At 59.2% G+C, this 20,559-nt stretch carries 23 protein-coding genes and 1 tRNA gene; 16 read left to right on the plus strand and 8 right to left on the minus strand.

Translation table 11 applies throughout. The features are described 5' to 3' along the window. Positions 1–153: 153 nt before the first annotated feature. The gene (locus AC1RME_RS19705; RefSeq protein WP_102622206.1) at positions 154–825 is read left to right on the plus strand and encodes a response regulator; all 672 of its coding nucleotides are present in this window, start codon (positions 154–156) and stop codon (positions 823–825) included. Beyond that, positions 818–2,203 (plus strand): sensor histidine kinase, encoded by a 1,386-nt coding sequence (locus AC1RME_RS19710; RefSeq protein WP_096819419.1) that lies wholly within the window; start codon positions 818–820, stop codon positions 2,201–2,203. Before AC1RME_RS19705 ends, AC1RME_RS19710 begins: the two co-directional genes overlap by 8 nt. A 3-nt stretch (positions 2,204–2,206) precedes the next feature. Here AC1RME_RS19710 and AC1RME_RS19715 read toward each other — a convergent pair whose 3' ends face one another. Both AC1RME_RS19715 and ygfZ read right to left on the minus strand, forming a co-directional pair. Continuing rightward, positions 2,207–3,028, minus strand: a complete 822-nt coding sequence (locus AC1RME_RS19715; RefSeq protein ID WP_096819418.1) for an HDOD domain-containing protein — start codon at positions 3,026–3,028, stop codon at positions 2,207–2,209. 34 nt (positions 3,029–3,062) lie between these two features. Next, entirely contained in the window at positions 3,063–4,004 is a 942-nt protein-coding gene (ygfZ, locus tag AC1RME_RS19720) for a CAF17-like 4Fe-4S cluster assembly/insertion protein YgfZ (RefSeq protein WP_493091647.1), read from the minus strand. 149 nt (positions 4,005–4,153) lie between these two features. On the opposite strand from ygfZ, the gene AC1RME_RS19725 reads away from it, so the two are divergent. Together AC1RME_RS19725 and AC1RME_RS19730 are read left to right on the plus strand one after the other, a co-directional pair. Next, on the plus strand, positions 4,154–4,408 hold the full coding sequence (locus tag AC1RME_RS19725) for an FAD assembly factor SdhE (RefSeq protein ID WP_007957989.1): 255 nt from the start codon (positions 4,154–4,156) through the stop codon (positions 4,406–4,408). Then, positions 4,392–4,844, plus strand: a complete 453-nt coding sequence (locus AC1RME_RS19730; RefSeq protein ID WP_493091648.1) for a protein YgfX — start codon at positions 4,392–4,394, stop codon at positions 4,842–4,844. The genes AC1RME_RS19725 and AC1RME_RS19730 overlap by 17 nt, the downstream gene beginning before the upstream one ends. On the opposite strand, the gene nadB is transcribed toward AC1RME_RS19730, so the two are convergent. Next, positions 4,813–6,429 (minus strand): L-aspartate oxidase, encoded by a 1,617-nt coding sequence (gene nadB, locus AC1RME_RS19735; RefSeq protein ID WP_493091649.1) that lies wholly within the window; start codon positions 6,427–6,429, stop codon positions 4,813–4,815. The genes AC1RME_RS19730 and nadB overlap by 32 nt on opposite strands. A 558-nt stretch (positions 6,430–6,987) precedes the next feature. Between nadB and rpoE the strand changes: the two genes are divergently transcribed. The 4 genes from rpoE to AC1RME_RS19755 all read left to right on the plus strand — a co-directional run bounded on the left by rpoE (position 6,988) and on the right by AC1RME_RS19755 (position 10,815). Next, complete coding sequence (gene rpoE, locus AC1RME_RS19740) at positions 6,988–7,569, plus strand: RNA polymerase sigma factor RpoE/AlgU (RefSeq protein ID WP_003172477.1); 582 nt, start codon at positions 6,988–6,990, stop codon at positions 7,567–7,569. A gap of 31 nt (positions 7,570–7,600) precedes the next feature. Beyond that, positions 7,601–8,188 (plus strand): sigma-E factor negative regulatory protein, encoded by a 588-nt coding sequence (locus AC1RME_RS19745; RefSeq protein WP_096819414.1) that lies wholly within the window; start codon positions 7,601–7,603, stop codon positions 8,186–8,188. 8 nt (positions 8,189–8,196) lie between these two features. Next, positions 8,197–9,159, plus strand: a complete 963-nt coding sequence (locus AC1RME_RS19750; RefSeq protein ID WP_096819413.1) for a MucB/RseB C-terminal domain-containing protein — start codon at positions 8,197–8,199, stop codon at positions 9,157–9,159. A 207-nt stretch (positions 9,160–9,366) separates the two neighbouring features. Further along, a complete protein-coding gene (locus AC1RME_RS19755; RefSeq protein ID WP_102622210.1) occupies positions 9,367–10,815 on the plus strand; it encodes a DegQ family serine endoprotease in 1,449 nt (482 codons plus the stop codon). 78 nt (positions 10,816–10,893) lie between these two features. On the opposite strand, the gene AC1RME_RS19760 is transcribed toward AC1RME_RS19755, so the two are convergent. Further along, positions 10,894–12,327 carry a M48 family metalloprotease gene (locus AC1RME_RS19760; RefSeq protein WP_096819411.1) on the minus strand — a complete coding sequence of 478 codons (1,434 nt, stop codon included), beginning with the start codon at positions 12,325–12,327 and terminating at the stop codon, positions 10,894–10,896. 97 nt (positions 12,328–12,424) lie between these two features. On the opposite strand from AC1RME_RS19760, the gene AC1RME_RS19765 reads away from it, so the two are divergent. Together AC1RME_RS19765 and AC1RME_RS19770 are read left to right on the plus strand one after the other, a co-directional pair. Next, positions 12,425–12,664, plus strand: a complete 240-nt coding sequence (locus tag AC1RME_RS19765; RefSeq protein ID WP_007963279.1) for a sulfurtransferase TusA family protein — start codon at positions 12,425–12,427, stop codon at positions 12,662–12,664. A 32-nt stretch (positions 12,665–12,696) separates the two neighbouring features. Continuing rightward, a complete protein-coding gene (locus tag AC1RME_RS19770) occupies positions 12,697–13,767 on the plus strand; it encodes an AI-2E family transporter (RefSeq protein WP_096819410.1) in 1,071 nt (356 codons plus the stop codon). Positions 13,768–13,801: 34 nt separating this feature from the next. On the opposite strand, the gene AC1RME_RS19775 is transcribed toward AC1RME_RS19770, so the two are convergent. Together AC1RME_RS19775 and AC1RME_RS19780 are read right to left on the minus strand one after the other, a co-directional pair. Further along, a complete protein-coding gene (locus tag AC1RME_RS19775) occupies positions 13,802–14,275 on the minus strand; it encodes a peroxiredoxin (RefSeq protein ID WP_096819409.1) in 474 nt (157 codons plus the stop codon). Between the two features lie 10 nt (positions 14,276–14,285). Beyond that, positions 14,286–14,846: a glycine cleavage system transcriptional repressor gene (locus AC1RME_RS19780; protein ID WP_096819408.1), complete on the minus strand. Its 561-nt coding sequence runs from the start codon at positions 14,844–14,846 to the stop codon at positions 14,286–14,288. A gap of 312 nt (positions 14,847–15,158) precedes the next feature. On the opposite strand from AC1RME_RS19780, the gene dapA reads away from it, so the two are divergent. The 5 genes from dapA to AC1RME_RS19805 all read left to right on the plus strand — a co-directional run bounded on the left by dapA (position 15,159) and on the right by AC1RME_RS19805 (position 18,848). Further along, on the plus strand, positions 15,159–16,037 hold the full coding sequence (dapA, locus tag AC1RME_RS19785; RefSeq protein ID WP_096819406.1) for a 4-hydroxy-tetrahydrodipicolinate synthase: 879 nt from the start codon (positions 15,159–15,161) through the stop codon (positions 16,035–16,037). A gap of 17 nt (positions 16,038–16,054) precedes the next feature. Then, positions 16,055–17,170 (plus strand): NlpB/DapX family lipoprotein, encoded by a 1,116-nt coding sequence (gene bamC, locus AC1RME_RS19790; protein ID WP_096819405.1) that lies wholly within the window; start codon positions 16,055–16,057, stop codon positions 17,168–17,170. Between the two features lie 4 nt (positions 17,171–17,174). Then, entirely contained in the window at positions 17,175–17,933 is a 759-nt protein-coding gene (locus tag AC1RME_RS19795; RefSeq protein WP_096819404.1) for an MBL fold metallo-hydrolase, read from the plus strand. Between the two features lie 28 nt (positions 17,934–17,961). Continuing rightward, a complete protein-coding gene (purC, locus tag AC1RME_RS19800; RefSeq protein ID WP_025110658.1) occupies positions 17,962–18,675 on the plus strand; it encodes a phosphoribosylaminoimidazolesuccinocarboxamide synthase in 714 nt (237 codons plus the stop codon). An 83-nt stretch (positions 18,676–18,758) separates the two neighbouring features. After that, positions 18,759–18,848, plus strand: a tRNA-Ser gene (locus AC1RME_RS19805). Between the two features lie 75 nt (positions 18,849–18,923). Here the strand turns inward: AC1RME_RS19805 and AC1RME_RS19810 are convergent. Both AC1RME_RS19810 and AC1RME_RS19815 read right to left on the minus strand, forming a co-directional pair. After that, a complete protein-coding gene (locus AC1RME_RS19810; RefSeq protein WP_096819403.1) occupies positions 18,924–19,517 on the minus strand; it encodes a hypothetical protein in 594 nt (197 codons plus the stop codon). Between the two features lie 313 nt (positions 19,518–19,830). Then, complete coding sequence (locus AC1RME_RS19815; protein ID WP_096819402.1) at positions 19,831–20,121, minus strand: DUF3077 domain-containing protein; 291 nt, start codon at positions 20,119–20,121, stop codon at positions 19,831–19,833. A 219-nt stretch (positions 20,122–20,340) separates the two neighbouring features. On the opposite strand from AC1RME_RS19815, the gene AC1RME_RS19820 reads away from it, so the two are divergent. After that, positions 20,341–20,529 (plus strand): hypothetical protein, encoded by a 189-nt coding sequence (locus tag AC1RME_RS19820; protein WP_096819401.1) that lies wholly within the window; start codon positions 20,341–20,343, stop codon positions 20,527–20,529. The last annotated feature ends 30 nt before the right edge of the window (positions 20,530–20,559 follow it).

A 20,559-nucleotide genomic window follows, 5' to 3' on the forward strand; every position in this document is an offset into this window, starting at 1 on the left:
AGTCGGAACTGTCCGTGGGCCGACTCTAACGGCCTAACCTTTCGCTAACCTTTCAGCTGACTTTCCCGGATTTCGGGCTTCACAGCGGCGGTTGCGGCTGTAAACTCCGCGGCAAAGAATGGCGTCGGCCATCCCTGAATGAGGTAGAGATCCATGCGTGTTCTGCTCGTCGAAGACCATTTGCCACTGGCCGAAAGTGTCGCCCAGGCGCTCAAGAGCACCGGTCTGACCGTGGACGTGTTGCACGATGGCGTGGCCGCTGACCTGGCCTTGGGCAGCGAGGAGTACGCGATGGCGATCCTCGATGTCGGCCTGCCGCGCATGGACGGATTTGAAGTGCTGGCGCGTCTGCGGGCCCGGGGCAAGAACCTGCCGGTGCTGATGCTCACGGCCCGCAGCGACGTCAAGGATCGGGTCCATGGGCTCAATCTCGGGGCCGACGATTATCTGGCCAAACCGTTTGAACTGACCGAGCTTGAGGCGCGGGTCAAAGCCCTGCTGCGCCGCAGTGTGCTCGGCGGCGAACGGCAGCAGCGTTGTGGGGTGCTGGCTTACGATCTGGATACCCGGCGCTTCACCCTCGGCGAAGAACTGCTGACGCTGACCTCCCGCGAGCAAGCGGTGCTTGAAGCGCTGATCGCGCGCCCGGGCCGGGTGATGAGCAAGGAGCAACTGGCGTCGCAAGTGTTCGGTCTCGACGAAGAGGCCAGCCCCGACGCCATCGAAATCTACGTGCATCGCCTGCGCAAGAAACTCGACGGCCAACCGGTGGCCATCGTGACCTTCCGCGGTCTTGGCTACTTGCTGGAAAGCCGTGATGCATAAGCCCAGCAGCCTGCGCTGGCGGTTGTTGTGGAACCTCGCGCTGTTGCTGGTGGTGTTGATGCTGGCCAGCGGCCTGAGCGCTTACTGGAACGGACGCGAAGCCGCCGACACTGCTTATGACCGCACCTTGCTGGCGTCGGCGCGGACCATCGCCGCTGGCCTCTCGCAGCGAGACGGCAGCCTCAGTGCCGACGTCCCTTATGTGGCACTCGACACCTTCGCCTACGACAGCGCGGGGCGCATCTATTACCAGGTCAACGACATCCATCAGAAGCTGATTTCTGGTTACGAAAACCTGCCAGGCCCACCACCGGGGACGCCGAGAACCGACAGCTACCCGGCGCTCGCGCGTTTTTACAACGCCACGTATCAGGGCCAGAACGTGCGCGTCGTCAGTCTGTTGAAAGCCGTGACCGAGCCGAACATGAACGGCATGGCGGAAATCCGTGTCGCCGAAACCGACGAAGCACGCGTCAGCATGGCCCGCAGTCTGGCGGCCGACACCTTGCTGCGATTGGGCATGTTGGCGATTGGCGCATTGTTGCTGGTGTGGTTTGCGGTCAGCGCGGCGTTGCGGCCGATCGAGCGTTTGCGCACCGCGGTCGAAGAGCGTCAGCCCGACGATCTGCGGCCCTTGCCGCTGGTGGAGGTGCAGCACGAATTGTGGCCGTTGGTGCGGGCGCTCAATCACTTCACCGAGCGTTTGCGCGGGCAGTTCGAGCGTCAGGCGCAATTCATCGCCGATGCGGCCCACGAACTGCGCACGCCTCTGGCGGCGCTCAAGGCGCGACTTGAGTTGGGCCTGCGCTCAAACGAGCCGCAGACCTGGCGCGACACGCTGGAATCATCGGCGCAAAGCACGGATCGCCTGACCCATCTGGCCAACCAATTGCTATCACTGGCACGGGTGGAGAACGGCGCCAGGGCGATTGCCGAAGGCGGCGCGCAGTTGCTTGATCTGAGCCAATTGGCCCGGGAGCTGGGCATGGCCATGGCGCCGCTGGCCCATGCTCGCGGCGTGGCGTTGGCGCTGGAAGCGGACGAACCGGTCTGGCTGCGCGGCGAGCCGACATTGCTCAACGAACTGCTGAGCAATCTGGTGGACAACGCGCTGGCGCACACGCCGTCGGGCGGTAACGTGATCTTGCGGGTGCTGTCGCCGGCAGTGCTGGAGGTTGAAGACGACGGTCCGGGCATTCCGCAGGATGAGCGTGACCGGGTGTTCGAGCGTTTCTACCGACGCAACCAGCAGGTCGCCGGTTCCGGGCTGGGGCTGGCGATTGTCGGGGAAATCTGCCGCGCGCATCTGGCGCAGATCACGCTGCACGATGGCGAGCAGGCGGGGTTGAAGGTGCGGGTGAGCTTTATTGCCGGCTAAGGATCAGTAAAACATCGACCGCGATTCTTCCAGGTCGGCACACAGCACTTTGTTGTCCGGATCGATCCCCAGTTTGCGGAAGGCCGGCACACTGAAAGGGTCGATGCGGGCGAGGGGATGGTCAGTGTCCTTGTGGCAATACAGGCTGGCCACTTGCACCAGATCCACGTAATCGATCTGCGACGAATCGCGTTTCAGATCCTGATACAGCCCCGGCAACTCCACCAGCCGCTCGGGGAATTCCCAGACCCGCAGCAATTTGTCGCCCAGCAGCGGATGAATGTGGTCGATCACATGGTTGAGGCTGACCGGGTCGGACAGCAATTCGTAGTGGTCTTCGGCATAGGTCAGGATTGGCAGCACACCGATCTGGTGCACCAGTCCGCCCAGCGCGGCCTGGTCAGGCTTGAGCTGGGTATAGCGGCGGCACAGTGCGTAGCTGACCCCGGCGATTTCCAGGCTCTTGCGCCAGACTTCGCGCATCTTCTGTTCGACCACGTCGGAGCGGGCGTGGAAGATCTGCTCCATCACCAGACCGATCGCCAGATTGCTGCTGTAATTGACGCCCAGCCGGGTGATCGCGGTGTGCAGGTCGGTGACTTCCTGGGTCGCGCGCAACAACGGGCTGTTGACCACTTTGATCAGGCGCGCCGACAGCGCCGTGTCACGGCCGATCACTTTGCTCAGGTCGCTGACGCTGATATCCGGGTCTTCAGCGGCCTTGCGAATCTGCAGGGCCACTTCCGGTAACGTTGGCAGAACCAGGTCATCGTTATCGATGGCCTCAACCAAATCCTGTTGGACCTTATCCGCCAGCTCACTCATGTCGTTTCTCTAGGGTGTTGCACAAATACTGCGATCAACGCTGGATTTCGCGGTCGCGATCCAGTTCGTAAGGCAGGTCGAGCAAGTGCAGCGCCGGACCTTCGGCCGTGCCCAGATGCAAATCGCCCGCTTCGGCAGCTTCGGCCTGCAACACCGCCAGCAGTTCAATATTCTTTTCGGTACGGGCGGCCAGCACCACTTCGCCGATGGAGCTGCCGTGGCTCGGGGCGAACAGCGGGGTGCCCGGCTCCGGCAGTTCGCTGGCGTCCAGTTGCACGCGGTACAGGCGACGCTTGAGCTTGCCCAGGTATTGCATGCGCGCGACGATTTCCTGGCCGGTGTAGCAGCCTTTCTTGAAGCTCACGCCGCCGACGGCTTGCAGGTTGAGCATCTGCGGGATGAACAGCTCGCGGGTGCTCGGCATGACTTGACCGATACCGGCGCGGATCTGGCCCAGCAGCCATTGATTGAGTTCGCCTTCGCTCAGTTGTGCGGACAGCTTGCCTTTGATGCTGTCGGCCTGATCGGTCGGCACCCAGAGTTCGGCACGGTTCGGGGAGACGCGAATGGCGATCAGGCCTTCGTGGCGGGCCACGCTGTCGGTTTCTGCCGGCAGTTCCAGACCCAGGCTGCTCAGGGCAGCATCGCCATGATCGAGGCCGAAGCGCACCCAGGAGGCGCTTTCGTCGGTCAGTTTCGATTTGGAGAACACCGCGTACTTTTTCAGATCCGCCAGTTGCGGCTCCAGCAGCTCGCCGGCCATGGCCAGCAGCACGCCGTCGCCTTCAAGCACGATGCGGAAGCTCGACTGCATCCGGCCTTTCTGCGTGCAGCGGGCACCGAGGCTGGCCTGGGTATCACTCAAGTAATTGATGTTGCAGGTCAGCTGGCCTTGCAGGAATTTGCCGGCATCCGCGCCGCGAACCGCGAGAACGCCTTCATGAGACAGGGTGCAGAAAAAAGCAGAATCGGCCATGGGTCATCGCAGGGTAAATAGACTGGGGCACATCATAAGGGGGTGGTGTTGAAATGGGTAGTTCATAAAGGATCGGTGGTGCCCGACCAAAGCCGACTGTTCGCCCCGTGTCGGGCCTGTATACTTGCCGCCTATTTGAGGAGGGCTCCATGGTCGAACAAGTTGAACTGAATCGCCTCTTTTGGCACAGCCGTCGCGGCATGCTTGAGCTTGACGTGCTGCTGGTGCCGTTCGTGAAAGAGGTCTACGCGAATCTGAACGAGGTGGATCGCGCGCTGTATGTCCGCCTGCTCGAGTGCGAGGATCAGGACATGTTCGGCTGGTTCATGGAGCGCAGCGAGTCTGAAGACCCCGAGCTGCAACGCATGGTTCGCATGATTCTGGATCGTGTCCAGCCCAAGTAACACGTTCGAATGCCGCTGGCAGGCCTCACGGCAATTGCTGGCGGCGTATCTCCTGGCCCAGGCGTTCTCCCTGTGCGCTCTGTTTCTGCTTGTCCTGCCTTTCTGGGTCAGTCTGCTCGGTGCGGTAGCCTGTCTGAGCCACGCTGCCTGGGTGTTGCCCCGCCAGATTCTGTTGAGTCATCCCGATGCATTCTGTGGATTGCGTCGTGACGCCGATGGCTGGCAGTTGTGGAATCAGGCCGATGGCTGGCAGCCGGTGCAGTTGCGCCCGGACAGCCTGGCGCTGCCATTGATCGTGGTTTTGCGCTTTCGATTGCGTGGGGAGTGGCGGGTCAGGTCGATCTGCGTGCCCCGGGACTCGCAGGCGGCGGATTTGCACCGACGCCTGCGGGTACGCCTCAAGTTCAGCCGGCGTAGGTGGGCGGCACCAGAATAGTGTCGAGGGCTTCGGGCAGCAGATCCGGGTAGTCGAGGGTGTAATGCAGGCCTCGGCTCTCTTTGCGCTCCATGGCTGAGCGGATCATCAATTCCGCCACTTGCGCCAGGTTGCGCAGCTCGATCAGGTCGCGACTGACTTTATAGTTGCTGTAGAACTCGTCGATTTCGTCCAGCAACAGACGCACGCGATGTTGTGCGCGTTGCAGGCGTTTGTTGGTACGCACGATGCCGACGTAGTCCCACATGAAGCGCCGTAGCTCGTCCCAGTTGTGCGCGATGATCACGTCTTCGTCGGAATCGGTCACCTGGCTTGCATCCCAGGCGGGCAGGGCGCGAGGGATGGCGATGTCGGACAGTTGTTCGAGAATGTCAGCGGCTGCGGAACGGGCATAAACGAAGCATTCCAGCAGCGAGTTGCTGGCCATGCGGTTGGCGCCGTGCAGGCCGGTGAAGCTGGTTTCGCCGATGGCGTACAGCCCGGGCACGTCGGTGCGACCCTGTTGGTCCACCATGACGCCGCCGCAGGTGTAGTGCGCCGCCGGGACGACCGGGATCGGTTGCTTGGTGATGTCGATGCCGAATCCGAGGCAGCGCTCGTAAACCGTCGGGAAGTGCGATTTGATGAAGGCTTCGGGTTTGTGGCTGATGTCGAGATAGACGCAATCGACGCCCAGACGCTTCATCTCATGGTCGATGGCCCGGGCGACGATGTCCCGTGGTGCCAGTTCGGCGCGCGGGTCGAAACGCTGCATGAAGCGCTCGCCGTTCGGCAGTTTCAAATGCGCGCCTTCGCCGCGCAGGGCTTCGGTGATCAGGAAACTCTTGGCCTGCGGGTGATACAGGCAAGTGGGGTGGAACTGATTGAACTCCAGGTTCGCCACCCGGCAGCCCGAACGCCAGGCCATGGCGATGCCATCACCACAGGCGCCGTCGGGGTTGCTGGTATAGAGGTAGACCTTGGCGGCGCCGCCAGAAGCCAGAATCACGAACCGGGCGCCGTAGGTGTCGACTTCGCCGGTCTTGCGGTTGAGCACGTAGGCGCCGAGGCAGCGGTCGCCGTCCAGTCCCAGGCGTCGTTCGGTGATCAGATCGACGGCGACGCGCTGTTCCAGCAGCTCGATGTTCGGGCGTTGTTTGGCTTGGGTCAGCAAGGTTGTGAAGATCGCAGCACCGGTGGCATCGGCGGCGTGAATGATGCGGCGGTGGCTGTGGCCGCCTTCGCGGGTGAGATGGAACTCGAAGCCGCCATCTTCTGTGCCGGACTGCTCATCTCGGGTGAACGGCACGCCCTGGTCAATCAGCCACTGGATCGCCTCTTTGCTGTGCTCGACAGTGAAACGTACCGCGTCTTCATGGCACAGGCCGCCACCGGCATTGAGCGTGTCGTCGACGTGGGATTCGACAGTGTCGGTGTCATCCAGCACGGCCGCGACGCCACCCTGGGCCCAATAGGTCGAACCGTTGGCGAGATCGCCCTTGCTCAATACGGCGATGCGCAAGTGACCGGGCAGGGTCAGCGCGAGACTCAAACCGGCAGCGCCGCTGCCAATCACCAGAACATCGTGTTGAAACTGTTGGCTCATTTCAGGATTCCGCTCAAAGCGACCCGGGTCGGGGTTGGCGCAAGACAGGCGGATGGGCGAGTCGAGACAGCCACACAGCCCACTAGTATATAGAGGGGTGGGGCGGCACAATAGCCGGGCCGATATGGCATTGTGAAACTACCGTGACGGAAAAATACGGACGCTTTGTCGGATGTTTTTTTCGCCGGTTTTGGGAAAAAGCGACTGTATCGCAGATGAAACACGCTTTTTCCGCTCACGGTTGCCCAATGTCGGCGTGGCGCGTCTATAAATATTTGGAACTTTTGCCAGAGGCCCAAGATCAATAGACAGTTGCCCGAAACAAGGGACAGTGTCGGCTTCAATGCGGAACCTGCGGTTGGGTTCTAGCCGGCGAGCCGATTAAAAGATTATTCGCGCAGCCGGTTTATCCCGCGCTGCGTTTTTCGTGCGTGCCAAATCAGAGCCCGCAGGAAACTTGCTTGGAGGGGGAGAACTTTTGCGAAAAGCCCGAGTCTATGTTTGCAAGTCCGGTCGTTTAGTCATGCAAGCTTCCTCCGAGTTTATCGAGGAGTGTTCATGCTAACCCAGGAAGAGGATCAGCAGCTGGTCGAGCGCGTTCAGCGCGGTGACAAGCGAGCTTTCGATCTGCTCGTGTTGAAGTATCAACACAAAATTCTCGGGTTGATCGTGCGTTTCGTGCACGACACCCATGAAGCCCAGGATGTTGCTCAAGAAGCCTTTATCAAGGCTTACCGGGCACTAGGAAATTTCCGCGGAGACAGTGCGTTTTATACGTGGCTTTACCGCATCGCCATCAACACGGCGAAAAACTATCTGGTTTCACGCGGCCGCCGGCCGCCGGATAGCGATGTCAGTTCTGAAGATGCAGAGTTCTATGACGGCGATCACGGCCTGAAGGATCTCGAATCTCCTGAACGCGCATTGCTGCGGGATGAGATCGAAGGCACCGTCCATCGAACCATTCAGCAACTGCCAGAGGATTTGCGCACGGCTTTAACTTTGCGCGAATTCGACGGTCTGAGTTACGAGGACATCGCGAGCGTCATGCAATGTCCGGTTGGTACCGTGCGCTCCCGGATTTTCCGCGCCCGGGAGGCCATCGATAAAGCCCTGCAGCCGTTGTTGCAGGAAAACTAAAGACAGCGGCGACAGCCAAGAGAGGAACGCCATGAGTCGTGAAGCCCTGCAGGAATCGCTGTCCGCAGTGATGGATAACGAAGCGGACGAACTGGAATTGCGTCGGGTGCTCAATGCACTGGACGATGTTGAAACCCGTGAAACCTGGGCTCGTTATCAGATCGCTCGGGCAGCCATGCACAAGGATCTGCTGCTTCCACGCCTGGATCTCGCTGCGGCAGTGTCTGCTGCGCTGGAAGACGAAGCCACTCCAGCCAAAGTGTCCCGCGGTCCATGGCGCAGCCTGGGTCGTCTGGCCGTTGCAGCCTCGGTGACCGTTGCCGTTCTGGCGGGTGTTCGTCTGTATAACCACGACGAAATTGCCGGTGTTGAACTGGCGCAGCAATCCAATCAGCCTGCATTGGCCGTTCCTCAAGTCAAAGGCCCGGCTGTATTGGCAGGCTACAATGAGAGTTCGGAAGCCACCGGCCCTATGGCCAATGGTGTGCTGCAAGGCCAGCCAGGCTGGCACGATCAGCGTCTACCAGGTTACCTGCGCCAACACGCTCAACAAGCTGCGCTGAAAGGTACTGAAAGCGCATTGCCTTACGCGCGTGCAGCAAGCTTGGAAAACCGTTAAGGAGGATCATGCGCGCCATACCTCTACTTTCGCTTCTGCTCAGTGGCTGGTTCATCGTTCCAGCCCACGCCGACGAGGCCCAGGACTGGCTGACCCGTCTGGGCCAGGCCGAGCAGCAGCAAAGCTTTCACGGCACATTCGTTTACGAGCGTAACGGTAGTTTCTCTACCCATAACATCTGGCATCGTGTCCAGAATGGTCAGGTCCGCGAGCGTTTGCTTCAGCTCGACGGCTCGGCTCAGGAAGTCGTGCGCGTTGATGGGCATACTCAATGCGTCAGCGGCACCCTGATTGCGGGACTGGGGGACTCTCCCAACTCTGCCGCTCGTCCTCTTGATCCTCAAAAGCTGAAAAATTGGTATGACCTTGCCGTCATCGGCAAGTCGCGTGTGGCCGGGCGTGAGGCGGTGATCGTGTCGCTGACGCCGCGCGATCAGCATCGCTATGGATTCGAGCTGCATCTGGACAAGGAAACGGGGTTGCCGCTCAAGTCGTTGCTGCTCAACGACAACGGGCAGTTGCTTGAAAGGTTCCAGTTCACTCGACTGGAGACCTCTGAGGTTCCGTCCGACAAGGATCTCCAGGCCGATTCCGATTGCAAGCCTGTGAACCTTGAAGGCGACAAGGCTTCTGCCGTCAAGACCGCTCAGGTCTGGCGCTCTGACTGGCTGCCTCCTGGCTTTGAGCTCACCAGCAGTTCTTCGCACAAGGATCCCGAGACCAAGACGCAGGTCAACAGCCTGCTGTATGACGATGGTCTGGCGCGTTTCTCTGTATTCCTCGAGCCGCTGAACGGTGCAACCGTCACCGATACCCGGACTCAGTTGGGCCCTACCGTTGCCGTATCCCGTCGCTTGACCACGCCTCAAGGTGAAGTGATGGTGACGGTTGTCGGCGAGATTCCAATCGGCACCGCTGAGCGGATTGCCTTGTCGATACGCAATGATGGCGCTGCAACCAGCAAGCAGTGAGCTGATTCCAGCTGTTTCCACCTCGTTTTCGAGACGTGAAATGTTTGCTGAGCATTTTCATTTGCAAATAATCCGAAAATTTTTTATAGGTCAGAGCCTCACGGCTCTGGCCTTGTTTTGTTGTTCCCGGAACAAAAATGCCGGCCTGTAGTTCCCGGTGTTCCTTGCTCCATATCGCTTAACCCTGCTCGTCGTAACGGGAGCTGTATGTCGATACCAAGCTTGAAGTCTTATCTCTCCATCGTCGCCACCGTGCTGGTGCTCGGTCAGGCTGTTCCTGCAGCCCAGGCGGCTGAAGCGGCCAGCCCGGCCAACCTGCCGGATTTCACCCAGTTGGTCGAACAGGCCTCGCCTGCGGTGGTGAACATCAGTACCACGCAAAAGCTGCCGGATCGCAAAGTGAACCAGCAGATGCCGGACCTGGAAGGCTTGCCGCCGATGCTGCGCGAGTTCTTCGAGCGGGGCATGCCGCCACAACAACGTTCTCCGCGTGGTGATCGCCAGCGTGAAGCGCAATCGTTGGGTTCGGGCTTCATCATCTCGCCGGATGGCTACATCCTGACCAACAACCACGTGATTGCCGACGCCGACGAAATCCTCGTTCGTCTGGCGGATCGCAGTGAAATGAAAGCCAAGCTGATCGGCACCGACCCACGCTCCGACGTGGCCCTGCTGAAAATCGAAGGCAAGGATCTGCCAGTACTCAAACTCGGCAAATCCCAGGATCTGAAAGCAGGCCAGTGGGTCGTGGCGATCGGCTCGCCGTTCGGCTTCGATCACACGGTGACCCAAGGCATCGTCAGCGCCGTTGGCCGCAGCCTGCCAAACGAAAACTATGTGCCGTTCATTCAGACCGACGTGCCGATCAACCCGGGCAACTCCGGTGGTCCGCTGTTCAACCTGAACGGTGAAGTGGTGGGGATCAACTCGCAGATCTACACCCGTTCCGGTGGCTTCATGGGCGTTTCGTTCGCCATTCCGATCGACGTTGCCATGGACGTATCCAACCAGCTGAAAAGCGGTGGCAAGGTCAGCCGTGGCTGGCTGGGTGTGGTCATTCAGGAAGTGAACAAGGATCTGGCCGAGTCGTTCGGTCTGGAAAAACCGGCCGGTGCGCTGGTGGCGCAGATCCAGGATGACGGTCCGGCTGCCAAGGGCGGGCTGCAAGTGGGCGACGTGATCCTGAGCATGAACGGTCAGCCGATCGTCATGTCCGCTGACCTTCCTCATCTGGTCGGCGCGCTGAAGGCTGGCGCCAAGGCCAACCTGGAAGTGATTCGTGAAGGCAAGCGCAAGAATGTCGAGCTGACCGTCGGCGCGATTCCTGACGAAGACAAGGAGCTGGATGCCCTGCCGAAGTCTGGTGTCGAGACCAACAGCAATCGTCTGGGTGTTTCGGTCGCTGAGCTGTCTGCCGAGCAGAAGAAAACCTACGACCTCAAGGGTGGTGTGGTGATCAAGGAGGTGCAGGACGGTCCTGCCGCCCTGATCGGCCTGCAGCCAGGCGATATCATCACTCACCTGAACAACCAGGCCATTGGTTCGGCCAAGGAGTTCTCCGAGATCGCCAAGGCACTGCCGAAGAATCGCTCCGTGTCGATGCGGGTTCTGCGTCAGGGTCGTGCCAGCTTCATCACGTTCAAGCTGGCTGAATGATTCAATAGCGGTTGAGTAAAAGAAAACCGCCTCGAAAGAGGCGGTTTTTTTGTGTCCGGCGTTTTTCCTGGATCAGGCTTATCCCATCATGTCCTTGATCATGCGTTCCTGCTCCATCAGCTCGCGCTGACGCGCATCGATACGCGACGAAAGCGGGAAGTTGCTGCCAGCCTTGCGTTTGGCGAAGTCCAGTTGCTGGATGGCCTGGCGATAGTCGCCAACCAGCGCGAAGTACTCGGCGCGAGCTTGATGTAGGCCGATGATATTGCCTGACAGACCGCGCGTTTCAGCCACCTGATACCAGACGTCCGGATCGTCCGGGCGTGATTTGAGCAGACCTTCGAGGGCTTTTTCCGCATCGGCGGTGCGGTTCTGTTTCAGTAACAGATCGACTCGCACCTGATTCAACGGGTAGTTGCCCGGATACTGCGTCAGCATGCGGTCGACCCGCGACTGCGCCTCCGCCAGGCGATTGTTGGTGATATCCAGATCGACCTGCGCGAGATTGAAAATGATCTCGTTTGGCGATCTCTCCAGCAGTTGCTTGAGATTCTCCCGCGCCTCATTCAACTGGCCACCCTTGATCTGGGCAATCGCCAGACCATAACGAGCCACGTCGTTTTTCGGGTTTTCATCCAGCTGTGCACGGAAACGCTTCGCGCCCAACCCCGGGGTTTCCTCGTAGATCAGTTGCACCCGCGCGCGTATCAGTTGATAGCGCATGCTGTCTTCAATGCCGCCGGGTTTGGCTTGCTCGGCACGGTTGCGGGTGTCGGCGATCCGCGATTCGGTCACCGGGTGAGTCAGCAGGAATTCTGGCGGCTTGGCGTCGTAGCGGTACTGGCGCATCAGGCGTTCGAACATGGTCGGCATGGAGCGCGGGTCGTAGCCGGCCTTCTCCAGGTTGAGAATGCCGATGCGGTCGGCTTCCTGTTCGTTCTGGCGCGAGAAGGTCCGTTGCGACTGGATCGCCGCCGCCTGGGTGCCGGCGATGGTCGCGATCCCGGCCTCGCCACCACCGGCGGCCGCAATGACGATCCCGGCCAGCAACGCGGCCATCATCGGCACCTGCATCCGCTGGGACGCCTCGACGCCTCGGGCGAAGTGACGTTGGGACAAGTGAGCCAGTTCGTGAGCCAGTACCGAGGCATATTCACCTTCGGTCTGGGCATTGAGGAACAGGCCGCCGTTGACCCCGACAATCCCGCCCGGTGCCGCGAAGGCGTTGAGTTGCGGGCTGTTGATCAGGATGAATTCCAGGCGTCGGTCGTTGACCTGGCTGGTTTCCACCAGTTTATAGACGCTGGACTCGACGTAGTCCTTGAGCTGTGGATCGTTGAGCTGTGAAACCTGGCTGCGCAGCAGCGCCAACCACGCGCGGCCCAGTTGGTATTCCTGTTGTGGCGAGACGATGGCAGAACTGGCGTCACCGAGTGACGGCAGGTCGTCGGCAAAGCCCGGTGAGGCGAGCAGGCAAGCGAGCGTCAGCAGGGTAGGGCGCAAAAATGTCATGCACAAAGCCTTAGTCGACAAAGACCTTACTGTAGCCGGACACCGGGCTTGCGACCAGATATTCTAGGCAGCCTGACCCTCTGAACCGGAGTAACGCATGACCGACGCTGTAGCCCATGACTGTGAACTGGACGCCAGCGGCCTGAATTGCCCGTTGCCGTTGCTCAAGGCCAAGATGGAATTGAACAAGCTGCCCAGCGGCGCGGTACTCAAGGTGATCGCCACTGACGCCGGCTCGCAACGCGACTTCCGCACCTTTGCCCGGTTGGCCGGTCATACGCTGCTGCGTGAAGAAGACGAGGCGGGCGTCTACCGTTACTGGTTGAAAAAAGCCTGAAACCGACAGCGTAAAAGACCTAAGGATTATTGATGTTCAAAGTGTTACGCGACTGGATTCAGCGCTACTTTTCCGATGAGGAAGCCGTGGTGCTGGCGGTGCTGTTGTTTCTCGCCTTCACCGCCGTGCTTACCCTTGGTGGAATGCTCGCGCCCGTGCTGGCGGGGATGGTGCTGGCGTACCTGATGCAGGGGCTGGTGGTTACCTTGGAGCGTCTGCGCATGCCCGGTGGCGCAGCTGTGGGGCTGGTGTTTGCGCTGTTCATGGGCGTGCTGATGCTGTTCATCGTCGTCGTACTGCCGCTGCTCTGGCATCAATTGATCACACTGTTCAATGAGTTGCCCGGCATGCTCGCCAAGTGGCAATCGCTGCTGTTGCTGCTGCCGGAGCGCTATCCGCATCTGGTGTCCGACGAACAGGTGCTGCAAGCCATCGAAGCCGCGCGCGGCGAGATCGGCAAATTCGGCCAGTGGGCGCTGACGTTCTCGTTGTCGAGCCTGCCGCTGCTGGTGAACATCATGATTTACCTGGTCCTGGTGCCGATCCTGGTGTTCTTCTTCCTCAAGGATCGGGTGATGATCGGCGAGTGGGTGCGCGGCTATTTGCCGCGTGAGCGGGCGCTGATCACCCGGGTTGCCGAGGAAATGAACCGACAGATCGCCAACTACATTCGTGGCAAGGTCATCGAGATCGTGATCTGTGGCGGGGTGACCTACATCGCCTTCGTCGCCCTCGGGCTGAACTACGCGGCGCTGCTGGCGTTACTGGTGGGCGTGTCGGTGGTGGTGCCGTATGTCGGGGCGGTGGTGGTGACTGTGCCGGTGATGTTGATTGCGCTGTTCCAGTGGGGCTGGAGCGATCAGTTCATCTATTTGATGGCGGTCTACGGGATCATCCAGACGCTGGACGGCAACGTGCTGGTGCCGTTGCTGTTTTCCGAAGCGGTCAACTTGCACCCGGTGGCGATCATCTGCGCGGTGCTGTTGTTCGGCGGGTTGTGGGGTTTCTGGGGTGTGTTCTTCGCGATTCCGCTGGCGACGCTGTTCAAGGCTGTGCTGGATGCGTGGCCGCGCAAGGAGCCGGTGGTGGCGCCGCTACTCTGAAAGCGATTCGGCGCCCGCAAGGGCGCCGAAAGGATCAGGCCTTGTTCAGCGCCTGAGCAGCAGCCAAAACTGCATCAACGTGGCCCGGCACCTTCACGCCGCGCCATTCCTGGCGCAGTACGCCATTTTTGTCGATCAGGAACGTGCTGCGATCAACGCCCAGGTATTCCTTGCCGTAGAGCTTTTTCAGTTTGATCACGTCGAACAGCTGGCAGACGGCTTCGTCCTTGTCGCTGATCAGCTCGAACGGAAACTCCTGCTTGCACTTGAAGTTCTCGTGGGACTTCAGGCTGTCGCGGGAGATGCCGAAGATTTCCGTGTTGGCAGCCTTGAACGCCGCGTACTGATCACGAAAGCCCTGACCTTCGGTGGTGCAGCCCGGGGTGCTGTCCTTCGGGTAGAAGTAGATCACCACTTGCTTGCCCTTGAGGGCCGAAAGGCTGACGGTCTGCCCGCTGGTGGCGGGCGCTTCGAAATCGGCAACCGGTTGATCGATAGCTACGGCCATGAAAGCTTCCTTACATTGGGTTCTGTGGGCGCCACGGTTCGATCAGTGCGTCCAGGTTCATGGCATCGGCGAAGTCCAGGAACTGGTCGCGCAGCCAACTGATCTGAGTGCCGGCCGGCAGGGTCACGGTAAACGTGGCGTTGAGCATGGTGCCGCCGGTCTGCGGAGCCTGATAGGTATCGCAGGTCAGGTTTTCCAGCTCGACGTTGTGATCCATGAAGAACTGGCACAGCTCGTTGATGATGTCCGGGCGATAGGCCGAGGACACGTAAGCCACGTACGGCAGGGCCTGAGGACGGTTTTCCAGGGCGGCACTGCGCACGACATTTACGGTGAAAGCATGCTTCTTGGCCAGGCCCGGCAGGCTGCCTTCCAGGCGCGCCAGGGCGTCCCAGCTGCCGGAGATCTCGAGGATCAGCGCGCTGCACTCGCCGTGACGGGTCAGGCGGGAGGTGACGACCGCGCAGCGGTTTTCATGGCTGGCGCGGCACAGGACGTTGGTCAGCTCCATGGGATTGGCGCCGAGGGCACTGACGACAAGGAATTGTTCGCGAACTGTGGGGGTGGACATGCAGCATTCCTAAAGCGATGAGCGGTCGGTAGGGTGAGGGCGTTGAGTGCCGGGACATACCTGTCCGGAAGGCCCGATTCGTATATCGCTACGGCTCCAATAATAAGGAAGCGTAAGGCGGCGACACTGGAACGGGGCCTGGGAGGCCGAAACGGGGGGCTGGAACCCGGCGTACAAGCTGATCAGTACCGATCAAAGTCTGAAGGGTAGCGAAAAGCGGCGCCAAGGGGAATGGCGGCGCAGTACTTCGCTTGTGCAAGCATCTTGGCGCCAGTACCATTACCGCTCTCTTTTTCCGGCAGGAGCGGTTTCATGATTGCGGGCAGTATGGTGGCACTGGTCACACCCATGGATGCACAAGGGCGTCTTGACTGGGACAGCCTCAGCAAACTCGTGGACTTCCATCTCAAGAACGGCACCCATGCCATTGTCGCGGTCGGTACAACCGGCGAGTCGGCAACCCTTGATGTAGAAGAACACATTGCCGTCATCAAAGCCGTGGTCAAACAGGTGGCTGGTCGTATTCCGGTCATCGCCGGTACCGGCGCCAATTCGACCCGTGAAGCCGTCGAGTTGACCCGCAACGCCAAGGCAGCCGGCGCCGATGCCTGCCTGCTGGTAGTCCCGTACTACAACAAGCCGACCCAGGAAGGCCTGTACCAGCACTTCAAGCACATCGCCGAAGCGGTCGACATCCCGCAGATCCTCTACAACGTGCCTGGCCGCACTTCCTGCGACATGCAGGCCGAGACTGTGATCCGTCTGTCCACCGTGCCGAACATCATCGGTATCAAGGAAGCCACTGGCGACCTGAAGCGTGCCAAGGCAATCCTCGACGGCGTGAGCAAGGACTTCATCGTGTTGTCCGGCGATGATCCGACCGCAGTCGAGCTGATCCTGCTGGGTGGCAAAGGCAATATCTCCGTCACCGCCAACGTCGCCCCGCGCGAAATGGCCGACCTGTGCGAGGCCGCGCTCAAGGGCGACGCCGAGACCGCACGGGCCATCAACGAAAAACTGATGCCGCTGCACAAGGACCTGTTCATCGAAGCCAACCCGATTCCGGTGAAGTGGGCTTTGGTCGAAATGGGCCTGATGCACGAAGGCATCCGCCTGCCGCTGACCTGGCTGAGCGCTCCTTGTCATGAAACGTTGCGCTCGGCCCTGCGCCAGTGCAGCGTCCTGGTTTAATTGAGGAAGTACAACGCATGAAGCGAATGGCCGGACTTTCCGCACTTGCCTTGATTATCTCCAGCACCAGTGGCTGCGGATGGATCTGGGGCCCGGAAGGTTATTTCCGTGACCGTGGTAGCGACTACCTGGAAGCGAAACAGACTGCACCGATGCAATTGCCACCGGATGTCAGCACCTCCAAGCGCCTGGATCCGCTGCTGCCGATCCCGCGTAACGTAGCCGACGACACCGCTACCGGCGAATATGTGGTTCCGCGTCCTCAGCCGCTGTCGGCGATTGCCGACGCCAGCGATTACTCGCTGCAGAAGAGCGGTGATTCGCGCTGGGTCATGGGCCAGCATCCACCGGCCGAAGTCTGGCCAGTGGCTGTGCAGTTCTTCCAGGACAACGGTTTCCGTCTGGATGAACAGCGTCCGCAAACCGGCGAATTCACCACCACCTGGCAGCATTCCGACGAACTGTCCGCCGCCATGGCCAAGCGCCTGAGCGCCGCCGGCGTCGGTGCCGACAGCGAAACCCGCGTGCGGGTACGCATCGAGCCGGGCGTGCAGCGCAATACCAGTGAAATCTACGTGGTCAGCGCCGAGCGTCCTGCCGGCAGCACCGCGAATGTCGATTTCACCAACCGTTCGGTCAACACTGGCCTGGACGCTGCCTTGGTCGACGACATGCTCGCGAGCATGAGCCGTACCTCCGAGAAGGGCGGTTCGGTGTCGATGCTGGCATCGCGTGATTTCGATACCCCGAGCCGTGTCAGCCTCAGCGAAGACGGCAGCGGCAACCCGGTATTGAACGTCGGTTCGGATCTGGATCGTGCCTGGTCGAGCGTCGGTCGTGCGCTGGAGCAAGGTCAGTGGCGCGTTGAAGACATCAACCGCAGCCTGGGCCTGTACTACATCAACCTGGCCGAAAAAGCCGAGAAGAAAGACGAGAAGCCTGGTTTCTTCAGCAGCCTGTTCGGCAGTGCGCCGACCAAGGAAGAAGTTGAAGCCCGTGCCGAGCGTTATCAGGTTCGCCTGAGCAAGGTTGGCGACAACGTTCAGGTCACCGTCGAGAAAAACATCAACACCGTTGCCCCGGCCGATGTGGCCCGCAAAGTGTTGAGCGTAATTCAGGACAACCTGGGCTGATCCAATGCGTTTTGCCGTTCTCGGCAGCGGTAGCCAAGGGAACGGCACGCTGATCGCCAGTGCTGATACGTATGTGCTGGTGGATTGTGGTTTTTCCCTGCGGGAAACCGAAAAACGCCTGCTGCGCCTGGGTGTGAACCCGGCGCAACTGAGCGCGATACTCGTAACCCACGAACATGCCGACCACGTGCATGGCGTGGGTTTACTGTCTCGGCGCTACAATCTACCGGTCTACCTCAGTCGCGGCACACTGCGCGGGATGCGCAAACCGATTGAACCCGCAGGCTTCGTGGCCGGCGGCGAGCAGCTGCAGATCGGTGCTCTGGACATCGGGGTCATTGCCGTGGCCCATGATGCACAGGAACCGACTCAATATGTATTCAGCGATGGTGAGCGGCGTTTCGGCCTGTTGACCGACCTGGGTTCATACTGTGAGCGGGTGCTGGACGGTTATCGGGACCTCGATGCGTTGATGATCGAGTCCAATCATTGTCGCGACATGCTGGCCCGTGGTCATTACCCGTACTTTCTCAAGCAACGGGTGGGCGGCGAGCTGGGACATTTGAACAACCATCAGGCGGCATTCCTGGTGGCCGAGTTGGGCTGGCAAGGCCTGCAACACCTGGTCCTGGCCCATCTGAGCAGCAAGAACAACCTGCCGCAGCTGGCCCGGCAATGTTTTGTCGACACCCTCGGGTGCGACCCGGACTGGCTGCAACTGGCCGATCAAGATTCAGGGCTCGACTGGCGCCACATCGCCTAGCCCATCTACTTAGCAAGCGGAGCCCATCATGGAAAAACGTGAAGAACTCTACCGCGGCAAAGCCAAATCGGTTTACAAGACCGACGACGCTGACCGCTTGATCCTGCTGTTTCGCAACGACACTTCGGCGTTCGACGGCAAGCGCATCGAGCAGCTCGACCGCAAAGGCATGGTGAACAACAAGTTCAACGCCTTCATCATGCAGAAACTCGAAGCGGCCGGCATTCCGACCCAGTTCGACAAACTGCTGGCCGACAACGAAGTTCTGGTGAAAAAACTCGACATGATTCCGGTCGAGTGCGTCGTGCGTAACTACGCCGCCGGCAGCCTGGTCAAGCGTCTGGGCGTTGAAGAAGGCCTGAAGCTCAACCCTTACACCTTCGAACTGTTCCTGAAGGACGACGCCAAGGGCGACCCGTTCATCAACGAATCCCACGTCGTGGCATTCGGCTGGGGCACCGCCGAGCAACTGGCGCGCATGAAAGAACTGTCGCTCAAGGTCAACGAAGTCCTGAGCAAACTGTTCGACGACGCCGGCCTGCTGCTGGTGGACTTCAAGCTTGAATTCGGCGTGTTCAGCGACGGCTCCATCGTCCTGGGCGACGAGTTCAGCCCGGACGGCTGCCGTCTGTGGGACAAGGACACCAAGAAGAAGATGGACAAGGACCGCTTCCGTCAGGGCCTCGGTGACGTCATCGAAGCCTACGAAGAAGTCGCCAACCGTCTGGGCGTACCGCTTTAATCGACGCAAGCATCTGATAGCACGAAGAAATTTTCGAAAGAGGGTTTGCTTTCGGTAAAAGTGTTGTTATGATGCGCGCCGTTGGAGAGATGCCAGAGTGGCCGAATGGGACGGATTCGAAATCCGTTGTACCTTCACCGGTACCTAGGGTTCGAATCCCTATCTCTCCGCCATACATAGAAAAAGCCCCGTAGCTGAGAAGCTGCGGGGCTTTTTTGTTTTCAGGCTGAAAATCATCATTTGCCTAATCACCCTCGGATGATGATCTCAATTTGCTCAACACTCACGCCAAACCTCAATGCCAGCCCTTTCTTGGCATCATCAATCGATAGTGAATCTTGATCTGTTAATTTCGGATTCGACGTGTCATCAAGCTTCGCCGCTTCATAATCATCACCAAGTATTAGGGTGGGGGTGTCTTCCCAGAGATTGAAGTGTGAACCGAGTCGGGTCCAGTTTAGGTTTTCAAGGTCATCGCTGGAGTTTATGCCAAAATCGGACAGAGTTCGGTAAGCGACAGGGTTTCTATTCCCATCCCATGAGTTCGGAACAGCCAAATCCGCGAACTCGGAAAATCTAATGATCGCTCTGTCGGCATCTTTCTCCACAGGGGATTTTTCGACTGTTGAGATCTTGGCGATGAGAAATGCTGTTTGGTGATCTGCTGTGGCTTGGCCCCATGTCTGGTTTCTGTTTTGAACACAGATCATGTACCTGTGTTTCGATGCTTTTGCCATATCAATCCGCCAAGCCTGACTACCCCCCTCAGCAATGATTCTGTTCTTTCCACGACAGGTGTAAACCGTCACGCATTCCTCATTTCCAATATTTTCGCTGTTCATTGAGGCTCCTTGGATACTGGCTGATTACTCATTTAAAGCTAGACCATAACTCGGAGCTTTCAAGTAGTAATCATCGAGTATTTTCAAGAGCTCGTACTGAGCTGTCCAATTTCTCTTGGTCGTCAGGAGAGGACCGCAGGAAAAAGCTGATCCTGGAAATGGAGCTGGAAAAGGGGAAATGGGGACGTATTTATTTTTGTGCGAGGAGCTTGGATTCGATTCCGTTTTCCTCTGTATGCATCGAAAAAGCTCCGTGTCGAAACAGCAGCGGGGCTTTTTCGTTTTTGCTGGAAATTGATGCGTGACGTAATCGTTATTTTTCTGTGCTCAGTGTTTTGGCAGGTCTCGGCGAAACCGCCTTCATCACATCATCAACAACCGCCTTACCCATCTCCGTCAAAAAGTGCGCAGCCCAGGCATATCGGTCCGTTTCTCTAATGAACGCCGCATCTTCTGCAAGTGCCTTGGCGAGAGCCAGTAGGTCGGAAGCCTGAGCCAATGCCTGGCCGACAGGCACTCCGGCGCTGACGTGAAATAACGGATTGTCAGAGCAATAAAGGAAGGGAGTGTTTCCGGCGGTTTTTTCTTCTGATGCGTCGTGCATAAATAACTCCTTGATTTGTAGAGCTGCCGCATCCGATACCAAGCGAATGGGTGGCAGCTATGCGCAGGTTGGTAAACCGGGGAATCAAGGAAACCGGCACGGCCGAAGCCGTCCCACGCACAGCCGCCATAAAACAGAAGCACGGACGGATATCGACCGTAATTGCATGGAGATGCTGTTGCGCTTAATTCCGTCGGGTTACCAAGCCCGGCCGCTGATATGCAGCGACGTCTTGAGAATATCCCGTCGGAGGAGGCCAATAAGGCAGTCACCGGCTTATACCCCCAGCTACTGCCCATTCACACGCAACTCGCGGATTCTGCCTACAAGCCCGTTTTGAGTCACCTGATTATTCTTGTCGGCATGATGCTCAAACCTTCAAGCAAAAAGGTGCAACTCGATGAATGAGATGAACTACAACGGTTACGTCGAACGTCG

Source organism: Pseudomonas sp. GW822-FHT03F08 (genome assembly GCF_058801265.1).

Coding starts and splice junctions, on each gene's coding strand:
- AC1RME_RS19705 (WP_102622206.1), top strand. CDS start 154: ATGCGTGTTCTGCTCGTCGAAGACCATTTGCCACTGGCCGAAAGTGTC.
- AC1RME_RS19710 (WP_096819419.1), top strand. CDS start 818: ATGCATAAGCCCAGCAGCCTGCGCTGGCGGTTGTTGTGGAACCTCGCG.
- AC1RME_RS19715 (WP_096819418.1), bottom strand. CDS start 3,028: ATGAGTGAGCTGGCGGATAAGGTCCAACAGGATTTGGTTGAGGCCATC.
- ygfZ (WP_493091647.1), bottom strand. CDS start 4,004: ATGGCCGATTCTGCTTTTTTCTGCACCCTGTCTCATGAAGGCGTTCTC.
- AC1RME_RS19725 (WP_007957989.1), top strand. CDS start 4,154: ATGGTCGAACAAGTTGAACTGAATCGCCTCTTTTGGCACAGCCGTCGC.
- nadB (WP_493091649.1), bottom strand. CDS start 6,429: ATGAGCCAACAGTTTCAACACGATGTTCTGGTGATTGGCAGCGGCGCT.
- rpoE (WP_003172477.1), top strand. CDS start 6,988: ATGCTAACCCAGGAAGAGGATCAGCAGCTGGTCGAGCGCGTTCAGCGC.
- AC1RME_RS19745 (WP_096819414.1), top strand. CDS start 7,601: ATGAGTCGTGAAGCCCTGCAGGAATCGCTGTCCGCAGTGATGGATAAC.
- AC1RME_RS19750 (WP_096819413.1), top strand. CDS start 8,197: ATGCGCGCCATACCTCTACTTTCGCTTCTGCTCAGTGGCTGGTTCATC.
- AC1RME_RS19755 (WP_102622210.1), top strand. CDS start 9,367: ATGTCGATACCAAGCTTGAAGTCTTATCTCTCCATCGTCGCCACCGTG.
- AC1RME_RS19760 (WP_096819411.1), bottom strand. CDS start 12,327: ATGACATTTTTGCGCCCTACCCTGCTGACGCTCGCTTGCCTGCTCGCC.
- AC1RME_RS19765 (WP_007963279.1), top strand. CDS start 12,425: ATGACCGACGCTGTAGCCCATGACTGTGAACTGGACGCCAGCGGCCTG.
- AC1RME_RS19770 (WP_096819410.1), top strand. CDS start 12,697: ATGTTCAAAGTGTTACGCGACTGGATTCAGCGCTACTTTTCCGATGAG.
- AC1RME_RS19775 (WP_096819409.1), bottom strand. CDS start 14,275: ATGGCCGTAGCTATCGATCAACCGGTTGCCGATTTCGAAGCGCCCGCC.
- AC1RME_RS19780 (WP_096819408.1), bottom strand. CDS start 14,846: ATGTCCACCCCCACAGTTCGCGAACAATTCCTTGTCGTCAGTGCCCTC.
- dapA (WP_096819406.1), top strand. CDS start 15,159: ATGATTGCGGGCAGTATGGTGGCACTGGTCACACCCATGGATGCACAA.
- bamC (WP_096819405.1), top strand. CDS start 16,055: ATGAAGCGAATGGCCGGACTTTCCGCACTTGCCTTGATTATCTCCAGC.
- AC1RME_RS19795 (WP_096819404.1), top strand. CDS start 17,175: ATGCGTTTTGCCGTTCTCGGCAGCGGTAGCCAAGGGAACGGCACGCTG.
- purC (WP_025110658.1), top strand. CDS start 17,962: ATGGAAAAACGTGAAGAACTCTACCGCGGCAAAGCCAAATCGGTTTAC.
- AC1RME_RS19810 (WP_096819403.1), bottom strand. CDS start 19,517: ATGAACAGCGAAAATATTGGAAATGAGGAATGCGTGACGGTTTACACC.
- AC1RME_RS19815 (WP_096819402.1), bottom strand. CDS start 20,121: ATGCACGACGCATCAGAAGAAAAAACCGCCGGAAACACTCCCTTCCTT.
- AC1RME_RS19820 (WP_096819401.1), top strand. CDS start 20,341: ATGCAGCGACGTCTTGAGAATATCCCGTCGGAGGAGGCCAATAAGGCA.